The following is a 13,189-nucleotide window of genomic DNA, read 5'->3' on the forward strand; positions in this document are numbered from 1 at the left end:
TCTCCCCTAGTCAGATGTACGTGGCGATGGAATCACTTCGCGGCGCGGAGCGACGCGACCTGGTACAGCGCGACGGACGTCGCGATGCCGGCGTTCAGCGACTCGGTGGCCGCGGAGATCGGGATCGAGACGATCTGGTCGCAGGTCTCGGAGACCAGACGGGACAGCCCCTTGCCCTCGGAGCCGACCACGATCACGACGGGGCGATCGGCCAGCTGCAGTTCCGGAAGCGAAACGTCGCCGTCGCCGTCGAGCCCGAGCACGAAGACGCCCTGCTTCTTGAACTCCTTGAGCTGCGTGGTGAGGTTGCTCGCGAGAGCCACCGGGGTGCGGGCGACCGCTCCGGCGCTGGTCTTCCAGGCTGCGGAGTTGACACTCGCCGAGCGACGCTGAGGAAGGATGACACCATGTCCGCCGAACGCCGCAGTGGAGCGGATGATCGCGCCGAGGTTGCGGGGGTCGGTGATGCCGTCGAGCGCCACGAACAGCGGGACCTCACCCCGATCGATGACCTGCTCGAGAAGATCCTGCGGATGCGCGTACTCGTACGGCGGCACCTTGATCGCGACGCCCTGATGCACACCGTCGAAGCCGGCCATCCGGTCGAGCTCGGGACGCGTGACCTCGAGCACGGGGATGCCGCGGTGCGTCGCGATCGAGAGCATCTCCTTCACGCGGTCATCCATCTCGACGCGCTGCGCGATGTAGAACGCCGTCGCCGGGATCTTCGCCCGCAGGGCCTCGAGGACGGAGTTGCGACCCGTGACATTCTCGGTGTCGTCCCCTGATTTGGCCTTCGGTGCACGATTGCTGCCAGCCCCGGGACGTCCACCGCCCGGCCGACCCTTGCCGCCGGTCGCCGCGGCGTAGCGCTCGGCCGCGGCCTTGCGCTTGCCCGCCGGGTGCCAGGCACGGTCCTCCGCCTTCGGCGTCGGTCCGCGACCCTCGAGCGCCTTGCGCCCGAGTCCGCCGGTGCCCTTGGTCGGGCCCTTCTTGTTTCCCTTGCTCGCGCCGGGGCGCCCTGGCTTAGCCATCGATACTCCAATGAGTTCCGGCCGGAGTGTCCTCCAGCGTGATTCCTGCGGCGGCGATCGCATCTCGGATGCGATCGGCCGCCGCCCAGTCCTTGTCAGCGCGTGCCTGCGCGCGCTGGGTGATCATCGTCTGGACGAGAGCGTCCAGAACAGACTCCGACGCGTGAGAGCCCGCGCCGGATGGGGTGGTGAGGCCGAGGACGGACGTCATCGCCAGCACGGCCCGAAGGGCATCCAGCGCAGCTTCCGTCTCTCCCGCATCGAGCGCCGAGTTGCCCGCGCGCACCGTCTCGTGCAGCACGGCCAGCGCCTCCGGCACACCGAGATCGTCATCCATCGCGGCCACGAAGGCCTCGGGAAGACTCTGCGACACGAAGAATCCGATGCCCCCTCCTGCAACGCGTGCGGCACGCTGCTGGAACGTCGCGATGCGACCGAGCGCAGCCTCCGCCTCCGCCCACGACGACTCCGTGAGGTCGAGACTCGACCGATAGTGCGCCGAAGCGAGCGCGTAGCGCACCACGAGCGGGTCGTGCGCGGCGAGGACGTCTGCGGCCAACGTGAAGTTGCCGAGCGACTTCGACATCTTCTGTCCGTCGACGGTCACGAGGCCGTTGTGCACCCAATAGCGGGCGAAGCCGTCTCCTGCTGCGGTCGACTGTGCGAGCTCGTTCTCGTGATGGGGGAAACGCAGATCGAGTCCGCCCCCGTGGATGTCGAACTCCGCCCCGAGATAGCGCTTCGACATCGCGGAGCATTCGATGTGCCATCCGGGACGGCCGGCGCCCCAGGGGGACGCCCAGGTCGCATCGGACGGCTCCTCGGGCTTGCTCCCCTTCCAGAGCGCGAAGTCCTGGGGGTTCCGCTTGCCTCGGGGATCCGCGTCCTCCGCCGCTTCCATCGCGTCCAGCGACTGATGGGTGAGCGAACCGTAGTCGGACCAGGAACGCACGTCGAAGTAGACGTCCCCCGATCCGTCCGGCGCGGGATAGGCGTGGCCGCGCTCGATCAACAGCGCGATGAGCTCCTGCATCTGCGGAACCGACGCTGTGGCCCTGGGCTCGTAGGTCGGCGGCAGGATGCCGACTCCCGCATAGGCAGCGGTGAACTCGCGCTCCATCCGGTACGCCAGCGCCCACCACGGCTCGGACTCCGTCGCGTTGGCGAGCACCTTGTCATCGATGTCCGTGACGTTGCGGACGAACGTGACGCGACCGTGGCGGTATTCGAGCCAGCGTCGCAGGAGATCGAAGCTGAGGGCCGCTCTGACGTGCCCGATGTGCGGGCCGGACTGCACGGTGGGTCCGCACACGTACATCGTGATGTTCTCGGGATCGAGAGGCACGAAGTCGCGCAACTGCTGCGCGCGGGTGTCGTAGAGGCGGACTGTCACCGCTCAAGCTTACCGGGAGCGTCGTTCCGGAGCCTGGGCGCGTGCGAATGCGTCGTCCTTGACGGGCGAACTCAGTCCACGGGGAAGATCTGCCCCGTCTGCACGCCGAGGACGCTCTTCGCGTACGCCATGCCGACCCGGTAGGAGGACACCGGGACGAACCCGGGGAACGACGAGTGGTAGGAAGGCGCGTCCTCGAGCACCGAGGGGCTGACGGCGTTGATGCGGATCGCGCGCGGGAGCTCGGCGGCTGCACCGAGGACGAACGCCTCGACCGCTCCGTTCGCGAGCGAGGCCGCGGCACCCGTGGCGATCGGCTCGCGGGCCAGGATGCCGGAGGTGAGGGTGAAAGAGCCTCCGTCACGCACGAACCGCGTGCCGATGCGGACGATGTCGAGCTGGGACAGCACCTTGCCACGGAGCGCGGAATCGAAGTCGTCCCGCCCGAGTTCGGCCAGCGGGGCGAACGGGACGCTGCCGACAGCGGCGATGACCGCGTCCACCTGGCCCACCTCGTCGAAGAGGCGCTCGATGGATGCCGGATCCGTCACGTCGACGGACGGATCACCGTTCCGCGAGGCCGCCACGATGTCGTGCCCTTCGAGCGCTCCGACTGCCGCTCGTCCGACGTGCCCACTCGCTCCGATGATGAGGATCTTCACTGCGGCTCCTTCTGTGATGGTCTCGTTGACAGGAAACGATCCGCACGGACCGCGCATTCCCGTCCGAGTCAGAGCGAGAAGACGGTCGCGATCGCGGTGACCGCGATGCCTTCCGCCCGTCCGGCGAATCCCAGCCCGTCGGTCGTGGTGGCTGTCACGGACACCGGCGCGCCGAGGATCTCGCTGAGGCGTTCCTGGGCTTCCGACCGTCGCGGGCTGAACTTCGGGCGGTTCCCCTGGAACTGGACCGAGACGTTCCCGACCGCGAAGCCGGCTTCCTGGAGCAGCTCGCGCGTGCGGGCCAGGAAGACCTCGGCATGGGCCCCCGCATACTCGGGATGGGCGGTTCCGAAGTGCTCACCGATGTCACCGAGGCCTGCCGCTCCCAGGAGCGCATCGACGATGGCATGGGCGACCGCGTCTCCATCCGAATGGCCGGACAGAGGCTGCTCGCCCGGCCACTCCAGACCGGCGAGCCAGAGGTTGCCCTCGCCGCCGAACGCGTGAACGTCCGTGCCGATTCCCACCCGCGGGATGCCGGCGCCCGCGGTGTGCGAGCCCAGAAGATGTCTCGCGCGTTCGAGGTCGGCCGGCGTGGTGATCTTGAACGCGCGTTCGGAGCCGTCGATGTGCCGCACGGGGTGGCCTGCCGCCGAGAACAGCGCCGCATCGTCGGTGTACTCCACCCCGCTCTCACGCGCGGCCGCGTACGCGGCCTCCAGCGCTGCCCGCGGAAAGCCCTGTGGTGTCTGCGCCGCTGCGAGCTCGGAACGGTCCACGGCGGCCACCACGGTTCCATCGACCACCCTCTTGAGCGTGTCGACGACGGGCAGCGTCGGAATCACGCCGACCCCTGCGGTCACAGCCGCTGCGACGGCATCGATCTGCGAGGGAGGGGTGAGCGCGCGTGCGGCGTCATGCACCAGCACCGTCTCGATGCCGCCCCAGAGCGCGCGCAGACCGGCGGCCACCGATTGCTGCCTCGTCTCGCCGCCGGTGACAACGCGGCCGAAGTCGGCGCGATCCCCCGCAGCTTCGCGAAGCTCGGTCTCCGCATCGCCCTCCCAGCCGGCGGGAGCGACCACGACGACCTGGGCCGGCGCCGCGGCGAACACCCCGTCGAGCGCATGGCGGAGAACGGAACGGGAATCGACGCCGACGAAGGCCTTCGGAGCGCTCGCACCCAGTCGGGTGCCGGAGCCTGCGGCCACGACGATGATCGCTGTGCGTGGAACGGGAAGGATGGTCACGGCTTCACGTTACCGGCCGAGACGACGAAAGGCGGGTGCCTCAGCACCCGCCTTTCGTCGTGGAAGAGCTCAGGAAGCGAGAACCTCGTCGAGCAGTGCGCCCGCCTTGTCCTCGTCGGTCTTCTCGGCGAGCGCCAGCTCCGAGATGAGGATCTGGCGAGCCTTCGCCAGCATCCGCTTCTCTCCCGCGGAAAGGCCGCGGTCCTGGTCACGGCGCCACAGATCGCGCACGACTTCGCTGACCTTGATCACATCGCCGGAGGCGAGCTTCTCGAGGTTCGCCTTGTACCGGCGCGACCAGTTCGTGGGCTCTTCCGTGAAGGGTGCTCGCAGCACCTCGAAAACATGATCGAGGCCCTCCTTGCCGATCACGTCGCGAACGCCGACGAGGTCGACATTCTCCGCGGGGACCTCGATGATGAGATCTCCCTGGGTGACGTTGAGCTTCAGGTATTTCTTCGCCTCACCCTTGATGATGCGCTCCTTGACCTCGATGATGGTCGCAGCGCCATGGTGGGGATAGACGACGGTCTCGCCAACCTCAAAAAGCATAAAAACGTGTCCTTTCGGCAACCTCAAGGATACCACAGGGGACATGCGCTAAGGTTCGCGCCCCCAGGGCCGCAGGAGCCCTCACGACTTACGCATAGAATGGTTTCGGATATCCCCGCCGGACCTCAGGAGGACCCGTGAAATCGCGCCTTGTTGCGTCTGCAGCCCTCAGCGCCCTCGTTCTGCTCGGTGCGACCGGGTGCACGTTCATCACCCCGCAGTCCACCAAGACCGAGTACGCCGCCTCCGACGGGGTCAACGTCTCCGACGAAGACGGGCCCATCGACGTGCGCAACGCCCTCGTGGTCGCCACGGAGGACGGTTCGGTCGGCAACTTCGTCGCCGCGATCGTGAACCCGACCGACGAGAAGGCCACGCTCACCGTCACCGTCGAGGGTGTCGACCCCTTCGCCATCACGGTCCCGGCGAACGACACCGTGAGCCTCGGCTCGGACGCCGACCCGGTGCGCATCGTGGGCCTCGACACCAAGCCCGGCGCTACCGTCGAGATCCACTTCCAGTCGGGAGATTCCACCGGGGTCAAGACCCAGGTGCCGGTGCTCGACGGCACCCTCCCCTACTACTCGGATCTGGTCCCCAGCGAGAAGGCGCCCACATCGTCGCCGACCCCGCTGCCGACCGATACGGCAGCCCCGGCGCCCTCGAACTGACGCCACACGCAGCGAGAAGAGGCCGGCACCCCGCGGGGTGCCGGCCTCTCTGCGTCTCACCGGCAGCATGCGCCACCGATCGGACGCTCACCCCTCGAAGCGGTACCCCAGACCACGCACCGTGACGAGCATGACGGGCTCGCTCGGATTCTCCTCGATGCGCGAGCGGATGCGCTTGATGTGCACGTCCAGCGTCTTGGTGTCGCCGAAGTAGTCGCTCCCCCACACGCGGTCGATGAGCTGGCCCCTGGTCAGGACGCGTCCGGAGTTGCGCATCAGCACCTCGAGCAGCTCGAACTCCTTCAGCGGCATGTTGATCTGCGCACCCGCTACGGAGACGGTGTGCCTGTCGATGTCGAGGGACACCCGTCCACCGTCCAGCACGCGCTCGTCCAGCTCGCCGTCCGCCTGGACCACGCGGCGCAGCACGGCTCGCATCCGGGCGAGCAGTTCCCGGGACGAGTAGGGCTTCGTGATGTAGTCGTCCGCTCCGAGTTCGAGGCCGACGACGATGTCGACCTCGGAGTCCTTGGCGGTGAGCATGATGATCGGCACAGCAGAGGTCGAGCGGATCTGCCGACACACCTCGGTGCCCGGCATCCCCGGCAGCATCAGGTCGAGCAGCACGATGTCGGCACCGCGCTCCCGGAAAGCCGCGAGTGCGCCGGGGCCGTCCTCCGCGATCTCCACCTCATACCCCTCGCGTCGGAGCAGGTAGGCGAGCGGGTCGGCGAGGTCGGGCTCGTCTTCGACGAGAAGGATTCGGGTCATGCTCTCTCTCCGTTTCGCACGCGGGTGGACGCGGCGTTCTTGGCCGCCTTGCGCGCCCGCTTCTTCTTGCTCTTCTTGCCCGCGTCGCGATTGTCGGGGGCATCGATCCGGGGAAGCCGGATCGTGAAAGTGGACCCGCGACCGGGACGGGACCACAGCCGCACTTCGCCGCCGTGACGCTGGGTGGCGTGCTTGACGATGGAGAGGCCGAGGCCCGTGCCACCCGTGCGCCGCGACCGGGCTTCGTCGGCCCGATAGAACCGCTCGAAGATGCGCTCGCGATCTGCTTCCGCGATGCCGATGCCCTGATCGGACACCGCGATCTCGACCACGCCGTCTTCCGCCCGTACTCCCACGCCCACGCGGGAGCCGCGCGGCGAGTACACGATCGCGTTGGCGATCAGGTTGCCGACCGCCTCGATCAGGATCTGCGCATCGCCGCGCACCCAGACACCACGGTCCCCGCCCCTGGCGAGCTCCACACCGGCGGAATCGGCCTGCACGACGTGGGCCTCGATGGAGGAGGCGATGACCTCGTCGATCGCGACCGGTCCCACCGTGGACAGCCCGTCCTCGGCCTGGAGCCGGGACAGGCTCATGATGCGACCGGTGAGCTGACCCAGACGACCCGCCTCCGCCGAGATCCGCGCGGCGAAGATGCGCACCTGGGCGGGATCGTCGGCCGCCGACTCGATCGCCTCGGCGAGCAGGCTCACCGCGCCGACCGGCGTCTTCAGTTCGTGGCTCGTGTTCGCCACGAAGTCGCGGCGCATCTGGTCCAGTCGCTCCTGCTCGGTGACATCGCGGATGATCAGCAGGACGAGGCGGCTGCCGATCACACTGGCCCGAGCCGAGACCAGGCGAGGGTCGAGGCTCAATCCGCCGCGGGTGATGCGCATCGACTCGGTGACCGAGCCGCCGGCCTCTCTGACGCCGCGGACGAGCTGACGGAGCTCGGGGTTGTCGAGAGTCGAGCCGACATCGATCCCGAAGCGCGTCGCGGCCTGCGATGCGGCCAGCACCAGCCCGGAGGTGTCGACGATCGCAGCCGCATCGTCCATGCTGTGCAGGACATCGGTGATGCCGGCGGGGATCGCCAGGGACGTCTCCTCCTGCACCCGGGCCCGCGCTCGGTACGCCCACACCACGAGAAGCGACAGGCCGACGCCGATCACGAGCCCGATGGCGAGCGAAGACAGCGCGAGCTGCGGCAGGGTCATGACTCCAGCGTAGAGTGCGTTCACCGTCCGTCCGGCGGGTTTCCGCGCCCTGGCGGGAACAGGAGAAGTACTATTCACGTGCTGGGCACCGTTCGTTAACCTTCGAAGCAGACAATCGCTTCGGGCCTGTGCGGGAGCACAGACCTGCTCTCGTGCGGACGACCCGCCGCCTCGCGCTGATCCAGCCGAGATCCGAATGAAAGGTTGCGCCCCAACATGCGCGAAGTCTTCCACCAGTCCCTCGAGGACCTGCAGAACCGCCTCGTCGAGATCGCCGACCTCGTCACGGTGTCCATCGACAAGGCCACCAGGGCGTTCGCGACGAGCGACGTGGCCCTGGCCGAAGAGGTCATCGCCGATGACGCGAAGATCGACGAGCTGGCCGTCGCCCTCGACGAGCAGGCCATCGAGATCCTCGCGCGCCAGCAGCCGGTCGCCCGCGACCTTCGCATCGTCGTCACCGCCCTCCGCGTGAGCGCCTCGCTCGAGCGCATGGGCGACATGTCGGAGCACATCGCTCAGCTCGCCCGCCTCCGCTTCCCCGAGCGCGCCATCCCGAAGGGCCTCAAGGGCACGTTCGTGAAGATGGGCGAGCTCGACGTCGAGGTGGCCCGCACACTGTCCGAGCTGCTGCGCACGCAGGACCTGCGGTTCGCCGACGCCATCCGCAACGCGGACGACGACGTCGATGAGCTGCACGCCACCGTCTTCGAGAAGGTGCTCAGCGACAACTGGAAGGGCGAGGCCACGGCCACCGTCGACGCCACGCTCGCCAGCCGGTACCACGAGCGCTTCGCCGACCACGCTGTGGCCGTCGCGAAGAAGGTCGTCTACCTCGCCACGGGCGACTGGGCGGTCGAGGAGCAGGACATCCCGCTCGCCGTCGAGCAGCAGGAGCTCGGCCAGCAGGAGTTCGGCCACGCCTGACACCCACTCGCGGATACGAAGGAGCCCCCGATGCCATCGCATCGGGGGCTCCTTCGTATCGAGTGGGGAGTCCTACTTCTTGCCCTGCGCCGCGACGGCGGCGGCACCGGCGGCAGCGGCCTCGGGGTCGAGGTAGCGGCCGGGTCCGGTGGGGACGTTGTTCTCGTCCAGCTCGTACACCAGCGGGATGCCGGTCGGGATGTTCAGCTCGGCGATGTCGTCGTCGCTGATGCCCTCGAGGTGCTTGACGAGACCACGCAGCGAGTTGCCGTGCGCCGTCACGAGCACGGTCTTGCCGGCCTCGAGGTCGGGGACGATCGCGCTCTCCCAGTAGGGCAGCAGGCGGTCGATGACGAGCTTGAGCGACTCGGTGCGCGGCACCTCGCCGTCGATGTGCGCATAGCGGACGTCGTTCACCTGGCTGAACTCGCTCTCGTCGTCGAGCACGGGCGGCGGAACGTCGAACGAACGACGCCACAGCTGGAACTGCTCCGGGCCGAACTCTTCCAGCGTCTGCGCCTTGTCCTTGCCCTGCAGCGCGCCGTAGTGACGTTCGTTCAGGCGCCAGGAGCGGGTCACCGGGATCCACAGACGGTCAGCGGCATCCAGGGCGATGTTCGCCGTCTGGATGGCACGGCTCAGCAGCGAGGTGTGCAGCACGTCGGGCAGGATGCCGGACTCCGCCAGCAGCTCGCCACCGCGGCGCGCCTCCTTCTCGCCCTGCGCGTTGAGGCGGACGTCCACCCAACCGGTGAACAGGTTCAGTTCGTTCCACTCGCTTCGGCCGTGGCGGAGCAGGATGAGGGTGCGCGTCGCAGTCATGCCGTCAGTTTATCCGTCCGGGGCGGAGCACCCGAGTCGGATGCTGGGAGGATGGAGACATGGCGTCATCTCCCCTCGGTCGGCCGACCCGCGGCACCACAGGGACGAACCGCCTTCGGCGAAACGACCGCTGGATCGCCGCGAGCGAAGCTCTGCGCCGGGCATCAGACCCGCTGGTCGTGGACCTCGGCTACGGCGCCAGCGGGGTCACCGCCTTCGAGCTCGCCACACGCCTGGTCCGGGTGCGTGACGACGTCGAGGTGCGCGGTCTGGAGATCGACCCCGCACGCGTCGCAACGGCCGATGCGCAGCTCGACGAGGTGCGCGCGGGCCGAACCTCCTTCGCGTCCGACCTCCCGGTGTCGTTCGCACGCGGCGGTTTCGAGGTTCCGCTCCCCGATGGGCGCAGGGCAGCCGTGATCCGCGCGATGAACGTGCTGCGCCAGTACGACGAGCAGGATGTCCCCGGCGCCTGGTCCCGGATGGCCGCCCGCCTTGCTCCCGACGGCCTGCTGTTCGAGGGCACCTGCGACGAGATCGGCCGCGTCTCGAGCTGGATCGACGTCGACGCACACGCGACCCCGCTGCGGTTCACGCTCTCGCTCCGGCTCGCGGACCTCGAGCACCCGAGCATCGTCGCCGAACGCCTGCCCAAGGCGCTGATCCACCGCAACGTCGCCGGCGAGCGCATCCACGCGCTCCTGGTCGACCTCGATCGCGAATGGGACCGTGCCGCGCCGTTGTCGACCTTCGGGGCCACGCAGCGTTTCCTCGCCGCGGTCGGGTCGATGCGCGATCAGGGCTGGCCCGTGATCGGCGGGCGCACGCGCTGGCGTCTCGGCGAGCTCACGCTGCCATGGGCGGCGGTCGCTCCGCGCGCGGACTGACTCCGGCCGGCGACGTCGGCTCAGTCAGCGGCGCGTGCGTCGCGCGGGTCGGGAGCCGCTGGTCGTCGCGACAGCCGCGTGAGGCGCGGGATGTCGGCCACGGCACCGGCATCCGCCGGGACGATCACCTGCTGGGATGCGGCGATGTCGATGCCGTCCGCACGCACCACGAGGTCGCCGACCGGTGCGCGCCGGGAGAGGATCGCGAGCGCGATCGGGCCGTCTTCGTGGTGCCGGGCCACCGACGTCAGGTGCCCGACCTCGTCATCGCCCGCGAAGACCGGCGCACCGGGCTCCGGCAGGACGGCATCGCTGCCGTCGAGGTGGAGTGCGGCCAGCCGCCGAGGCGGATGCCCGAGGTTGTGCACCTTCGCGACGGTCTCCTGACCGCGGTAGCAGCCCTTGTTCAGATGGACCGCGCTGCGGATCCAGTCGGACTCGTGCGGCAGCGAGCGCTCGTCCACCTCGGTCGTCCAGCGGGGGCGCCACGCCGCGACCCGCAGCGCCTCGGCGGCGAGAGTCCCTGCGAGGGCTTCCCGATCGAGCGAACCGGCGAGAGCACGAGCGGATTCCTCCGTGAGGACGGCCACCCGCCACGCGAAGTCGGCGGCGGGATGCTCAGCGACCTCCGCGTACTGATGGCCTCCGACGCTGATGCGCTGCCACGGGTCAGCCCAGACGAGGGCGACGCCGTTCGGGGCGAATGCGGCAGCGGTGACTGTCGCTCCGACGGTCCCGCCGTCGATGTACCCGACCAGCTCGAGGTCGGAGCGCACCTCGACCGTCGCCTGCGTACGGAACTTCATGCGCGTCAGCCAGGCGGCGAGCGCATCGGCATCACCGCTGTCGGCGATCAACCACGCCGATGCACCGTCGTCGAGGATTCCGGCTGCGTGCTCGACGCGACCCTGCGGGTCGAGGATCAACAGCTCCGTGCTGTCCCCTGGCGCGAGACGCCCCACCGACTGCGAGGTGATCGAGTCGAGCCAGGTGAGGCGCTCGGGGCCGGCCACCTCGATGAGCGTGCGATCCCCGAGCGGCGCAAGGGCCGCGCCGTCGGCGAGACGCCGCTGCTCGCGGAAGGCATCACCGAAATGAGTGATGACCTCGCCGTCGGAGACCGCGCCGTCGACCTGGTGGAAGGCGGACACGTCAGACCTTGGCCAACCGGGCCGACGCATGCGAGCGCAAAGGCGTGCCGAGGGCGGCGATGTCCCACGCCCACAGCAGATGACCGTCGACGAGGCCGTACATACGGGAAGAAGCGGTGTGGACCTTCGCACCGGCGCTGCGCACGACGGCATCGGAGCCGATGTCGATGCGCGGACCGTTGATCTCGCCGATGTAGAGCTCGAGGGCCCCGTCGGCGTGTGCGAGCGAGACCTCGATCGGGAATCCGCCGCTCGGAGCGCGCAGCTCCTCCACATCGTCGACCGTGCGGGTCACGGCCGGGGCGGTGGGAGGCAGCAGGGCGGGGCCGGGATCAGCCGCCGTCGCCGGGCGGGCGAGTCGCCAGAATCCGGTCTCGGCGAGCAGCGCGGCCGCCGGAGCGCCCTCTTCGGTCAGGAAGGTCGCTGTTCCGGAGTAGTTCAGGAAAGGACCGCCGTCATGGCTGAAGCTGACCCGGTGCGTGAACTCCCCCTGCAGACGCTCGTCGCCGACCGGATAGTCGATGACGCCGGTGCCCTCCCAGACGCCGATCAGCCATGCGAAGGGGACGAGATCGGCCGGAAGGTCGACGGGCAGCTCGAGCATCGTCGCGTCAGCGCTGGCCGCGGAAGAGGTTGCGCAGCACCACCGCCGAGACGAAGACGATAGCGAGGCTCGCAAGGCCCAGCAGGCCGATGAAGAAGATTTCGAGCGCCATGAGGTCCATGTGCTCCACCTTACCGCGCCGCACCGACGTCCGACGGGGATCAGGTGCGGATCAGGTCGGGATCAGGTCGGGATCAGCGCTGCGAGGCCGAACCCCACCGAGATGATCCCCATCAGCAGCAGAGCGCCGATCACGCTTCCTGCCACCCGGAAGATGAAGCCCTGAGTGCGCCCGTACCAGAGCTGCACGGCGAACGACAGGAGCACGACGCCGCCGAAGCCGACCAGGAGCCACGGCACACGCCACTCCTCCGGCACGAAGATTCCGATGGCGACGGTCGCGAGGAAGGCCGCGGCCCAGACGACGAGCACACCGACGAACGCGTTGCGCGGTGCGAGTGCGGGATCCGTCATGTCTCCATTGTGACCTATCGCTCCCGGTATCATGGCGGCACGACGTCGATCCGCGTCTGTGAGGAGTGCGTGTGGCCCAGGTCCTGGTTCTGACCAACGCTCCGCTCTCCGAGCAGGTGCTCCCCGCGCTCGAGCTGTTGAGCCACCGCACGCGCCAGATCCCCGCAGAGACCTCGCAGTTGATCAGTGCGCCCGATCATGATGTCGTGATCGTCGACGGCCGTCACGACCTCGTCGGGGCGAAGTCGCTGTGCCGACTGCTGCGAACGGCAGGACAGGACTCCCCGCTGCTGCTCGTCGTCACGGAGGGCGGGATGAGCGCCCTCTCCGGCGACTGGGGCATCGATGATGTGCTCCTCTCCACCGCGGGTCCGGCCGAGATCGACGCCAGGCTGCGTCTCGTGCTGGCACGACGCGATGAGGTCGCCGAACCCGCACGCGTGCAGGCGTCCGGCGTGACCATCGACGAGCAGTCCTACTCGGCGAAGCTGCGCGGCAGACCCCTGGACCTCACCTACAAGGAGTTCCAGCTACTGCATTTCCTGGCGACCCACCCGGCTCGCGTCTTCACCAGGGAGCAGCTGCTGAGCGAGGTCTGGGGCTACGACTACTTCGGGGGCACCCGCACCGTCGACGTGCACGTGCGAAGGCTGAGGGCCAAGCTCGGCGACCAGGAGCAGATCATCGGAACCGTACGCAACGTCGGCTACCGCTTCAACGTCAACGAGGACGAGGGCCTGGCCAGCGCGGGATGAGGCGACTCCGTTCACA

At 68.8% G+C, this 13,189-nt stretch carries 15 protein-coding genes; 4 read left to right on the forward strand and 11 right to left on the reverse strand.

Features of this window, described 5'->3' with window-relative positions; translation table 11 throughout:
* Window positions 1–32 precede the first annotated feature (32 nt).
* The 5 genes from rlmB to AB4070_RS07165 form a co-directional block, all read right to left on the reverse strand.
* A complete protein-coding gene (gene rlmB, locus AB4070_RS07145) occupies window positions 33–1,034 on the reverse strand; it encodes a 23S rRNA (guanosine(2251)-2'-O)-methyltransferase RlmB (RefSeq protein ID WP_441979503.1) in 1,002 nt (333 codons plus the stop codon).
* Complete coding sequence (cysS, locus tag AB4070_RS07150; RefSeq protein ID WP_441979504.1) at window positions 1,027–2,427, reverse strand: cysteine--tRNA ligase; 1,401 nt, start codon at window positions 2,425–2,427, stop codon at window positions 1,027–1,029. The genes rlmB and cysS overlap by 8 nt, the downstream gene beginning before the upstream one ends.
* A 71-nt stretch (window positions 2,428–2,498) precedes the next feature.
* Window positions 2,499–3,089: a short chain dehydrogenase gene (locus AB4070_RS07155; RefSeq protein ID WP_441979505.1), complete on the reverse strand. Its 591-nt coding sequence runs from the start codon at window positions 3,087–3,089 to the stop codon at window positions 2,499–2,501.
* Between the two features lie 68 nt (window positions 3,090–3,157).
* A complete protein-coding gene (gene ispD / locus AB4070_RS07160) occupies window positions 3,158–4,339 on the reverse strand; it encodes a 2-C-methyl-D-erythritol 4-phosphate cytidylyltransferase (RefSeq protein WP_441979506.1) in 1,182 nt (393 codons plus the stop codon).
* Between the two features lie 69 nt (window positions 4,340–4,408).
* Window positions 4,409–4,891, reverse strand: a complete 483-nt coding sequence (locus tag AB4070_RS07165) for a CarD family transcriptional regulator (RefSeq protein ID WP_017201416.1) — start codon at window positions 4,889–4,891, stop codon at window positions 4,409–4,411.
* Window positions 4,892–5,028: 137 nt separating this feature from the next.
* Between AB4070_RS07165 and AB4070_RS07170 the strand changes: the two genes are divergently transcribed.
* Complete coding sequence (locus tag AB4070_RS07170) at window positions 5,029–5,562, forward strand: restriction endonuclease subunit M (protein ID WP_046746524.1); 534 nt, start codon at window positions 5,029–5,031, stop codon at window positions 5,560–5,562.
* 87 nt (window positions 5,563–5,649) lie between these two features.
* Here AB4070_RS07170 and AB4070_RS07175 read toward each other — a convergent pair whose 3' ends face one another.
* Both AB4070_RS07175 and AB4070_RS07180 read right to left on the reverse strand, forming a co-directional pair.
* Window positions 5,650–6,333: a response regulator transcription factor gene (locus AB4070_RS07175; protein ID WP_045263359.1), complete on the reverse strand. Its 684-nt coding sequence runs from the start codon at window positions 6,331–6,333 to the stop codon at window positions 5,650–5,652.
* Window positions 6,330–7,553 (reverse strand): sensor histidine kinase, encoded by a 1,224-nt coding sequence (locus tag AB4070_RS07180; RefSeq protein ID WP_441979507.1) that lies wholly within the window; start codon window positions 7,551–7,553, stop codon window positions 6,330–6,332. Before AB4070_RS07180 ends, AB4070_RS07175 begins: the two co-directional genes overlap by 4 nt.
* Window positions 7,554–7,769: 216 nt before the next feature.
* On the opposite strand from AB4070_RS07180, the gene phoU reads away from it, so the two are divergent.
* Window positions 7,770–8,480: a phosphate signaling complex protein PhoU gene (gene phoU / locus AB4070_RS07185; protein WP_045263357.1), complete on the forward strand. Its 711-nt coding sequence runs from the start codon at window positions 7,770–7,772 to the stop codon at window positions 8,478–8,480.
* Window positions 8,481–8,552: 72 nt separating this feature from the next.
* On the opposite strand, the gene AB4070_RS07190 is transcribed toward phoU, so the two are convergent.
* The gene (locus AB4070_RS07190) at window positions 8,553–9,302 is read right to left on the reverse strand and encodes a phosphoglyceromutase (protein WP_046746485.1); all 750 of its coding nucleotides are present in this window, start codon (window positions 9,300–9,302) and stop codon (window positions 8,553–8,555) included.
* A gap of 59 nt (window positions 9,303–9,361) precedes the next feature.
* Between AB4070_RS07190 and AB4070_RS07195 the strand changes: the two genes are divergently transcribed.
* Window positions 9,362–10,189, forward strand: coding sequence for a class I SAM-dependent methyltransferase (locus AB4070_RS07195; RefSeq protein ID WP_441979508.1), 828 nt, complete (start codon window positions 9,362–9,364; stop codon window positions 10,187–10,189).
* A 20-nt stretch (window positions 10,190–10,209) separates the two neighbouring features.
* Here AB4070_RS07195 and ygfZ read toward each other — a convergent pair whose 3' ends face one another.
* From ygfZ to AB4070_RS07210, 3 genes are all read right to left on the reverse strand, one after another.
* Window positions 10,210–11,340, reverse strand: coding sequence for a CAF17-like 4Fe-4S cluster assembly/insertion protein YgfZ (gene ygfZ / locus AB4070_RS07200; RefSeq protein WP_441979509.1), 1,131 nt, complete (start codon window positions 11,338–11,340; stop codon window positions 10,210–10,212).
* Between the two features lies 1 nt (window position 11,341).
* Window positions 11,342–11,944 (reverse strand): FABP family protein, encoded by a 603-nt coding sequence (locus AB4070_RS07205; protein WP_282847362.1) that lies wholly within the window; start codon window positions 11,942–11,944, stop codon window positions 11,342–11,344.
* A 183-nt stretch (window positions 11,945–12,127) separates the two neighbouring features.
* Window positions 12,128–12,418 (reverse strand): hypothetical protein, encoded by a 291-nt coding sequence (locus AB4070_RS07210; protein WP_282847361.1) that lies wholly within the window; start codon window positions 12,416–12,418, stop codon window positions 12,128–12,130.
* 71 nt (window positions 12,419–12,489) lie between these two features.
* Here AB4070_RS07210 and AB4070_RS07215 point away from each other — a divergent pair, with 71 nt between their 5' ends.
* Window positions 12,490–13,173, forward strand: a complete 684-nt coding sequence (locus AB4070_RS07215) for a winged helix-turn-helix transcriptional regulator (protein ID WP_441979510.1) — start codon at window positions 12,490–12,492, stop codon at window positions 13,171–13,173.
* Window positions 13,174–13,189 lie beyond the last annotated feature (16 nt).

Origin of the sequence: Microbacterium sp. 2RAF4, assembly GCF_052115285.1 — a bacterium.
Taxonomy (GTDB): domain Bacteria; phylum Actinomycetota; class Actinomycetes; order Actinomycetales; family Microbacteriaceae; genus Microbacterium; species Microbacterium oxydans.

Bases quoted from the DNA above. Each gene is read 5' to 3' on its own strand.
- rlmB (WP_441979503.1), bottom strand. From the start codon at position 1,034: ATGGCTAAGCCAGGGCGCCCCGGCGCGAGCAAGGGAAACAAGAAGGGC.
- AB4070_RS07165 (WP_017201416.1), bottom strand. From the start codon at position 4,891: ATGCTTTTTGAGGTTGGCGAGACCGTCGTCTATCCCCACCATGGCGCT.
- AB4070_RS07175 (WP_045263359.1), bottom strand. From the start codon at position 6,333: ATGACCCGAATCCTTCTCGTCGAAGACGAGCCCGACCTCGCCGACCCG.
- AB4070_RS07180 (WP_441979507.1), bottom strand. From the start codon at position 7,553: ATGACCCTGCCGCAGCTCGCGCTGTCTTCGCTCGCCATCGGGCTCGTG.
- phoU (WP_045263357.1), top strand. From the start codon at position 7,770: ATGCGCGAAGTCTTCCACCAGTCCCTCGAGGACCTGCAGAACCGCCTC.
- AB4070_RS07190 (WP_046746485.1), bottom strand. From the start codon at position 9,302: ATGACTGCGACGCGCACCCTCATCCTGCTCCGCCACGGCCGAAGCGAG.
- AB4070_RS07195 (WP_441979508.1), top strand. From the start codon at position 9,362: ATGGCGTCATCTCCCCTCGGTCGGCCGACCCGCGGCACCACAGGGACG.
- AB4070_RS07205 (WP_282847362.1), bottom strand. From the start codon at position 11,944: ATGCTCGAGCTGCCCGTCGACCTTCCGGCCGATCTCGTCCCCTTCGCA.
- AB4070_RS07210 (WP_282847361.1), bottom strand. From the start codon at position 12,418: ATGACGGATCCCGCACTCGCACCGCGCAACGCGTTCGTCGGTGTGCTC.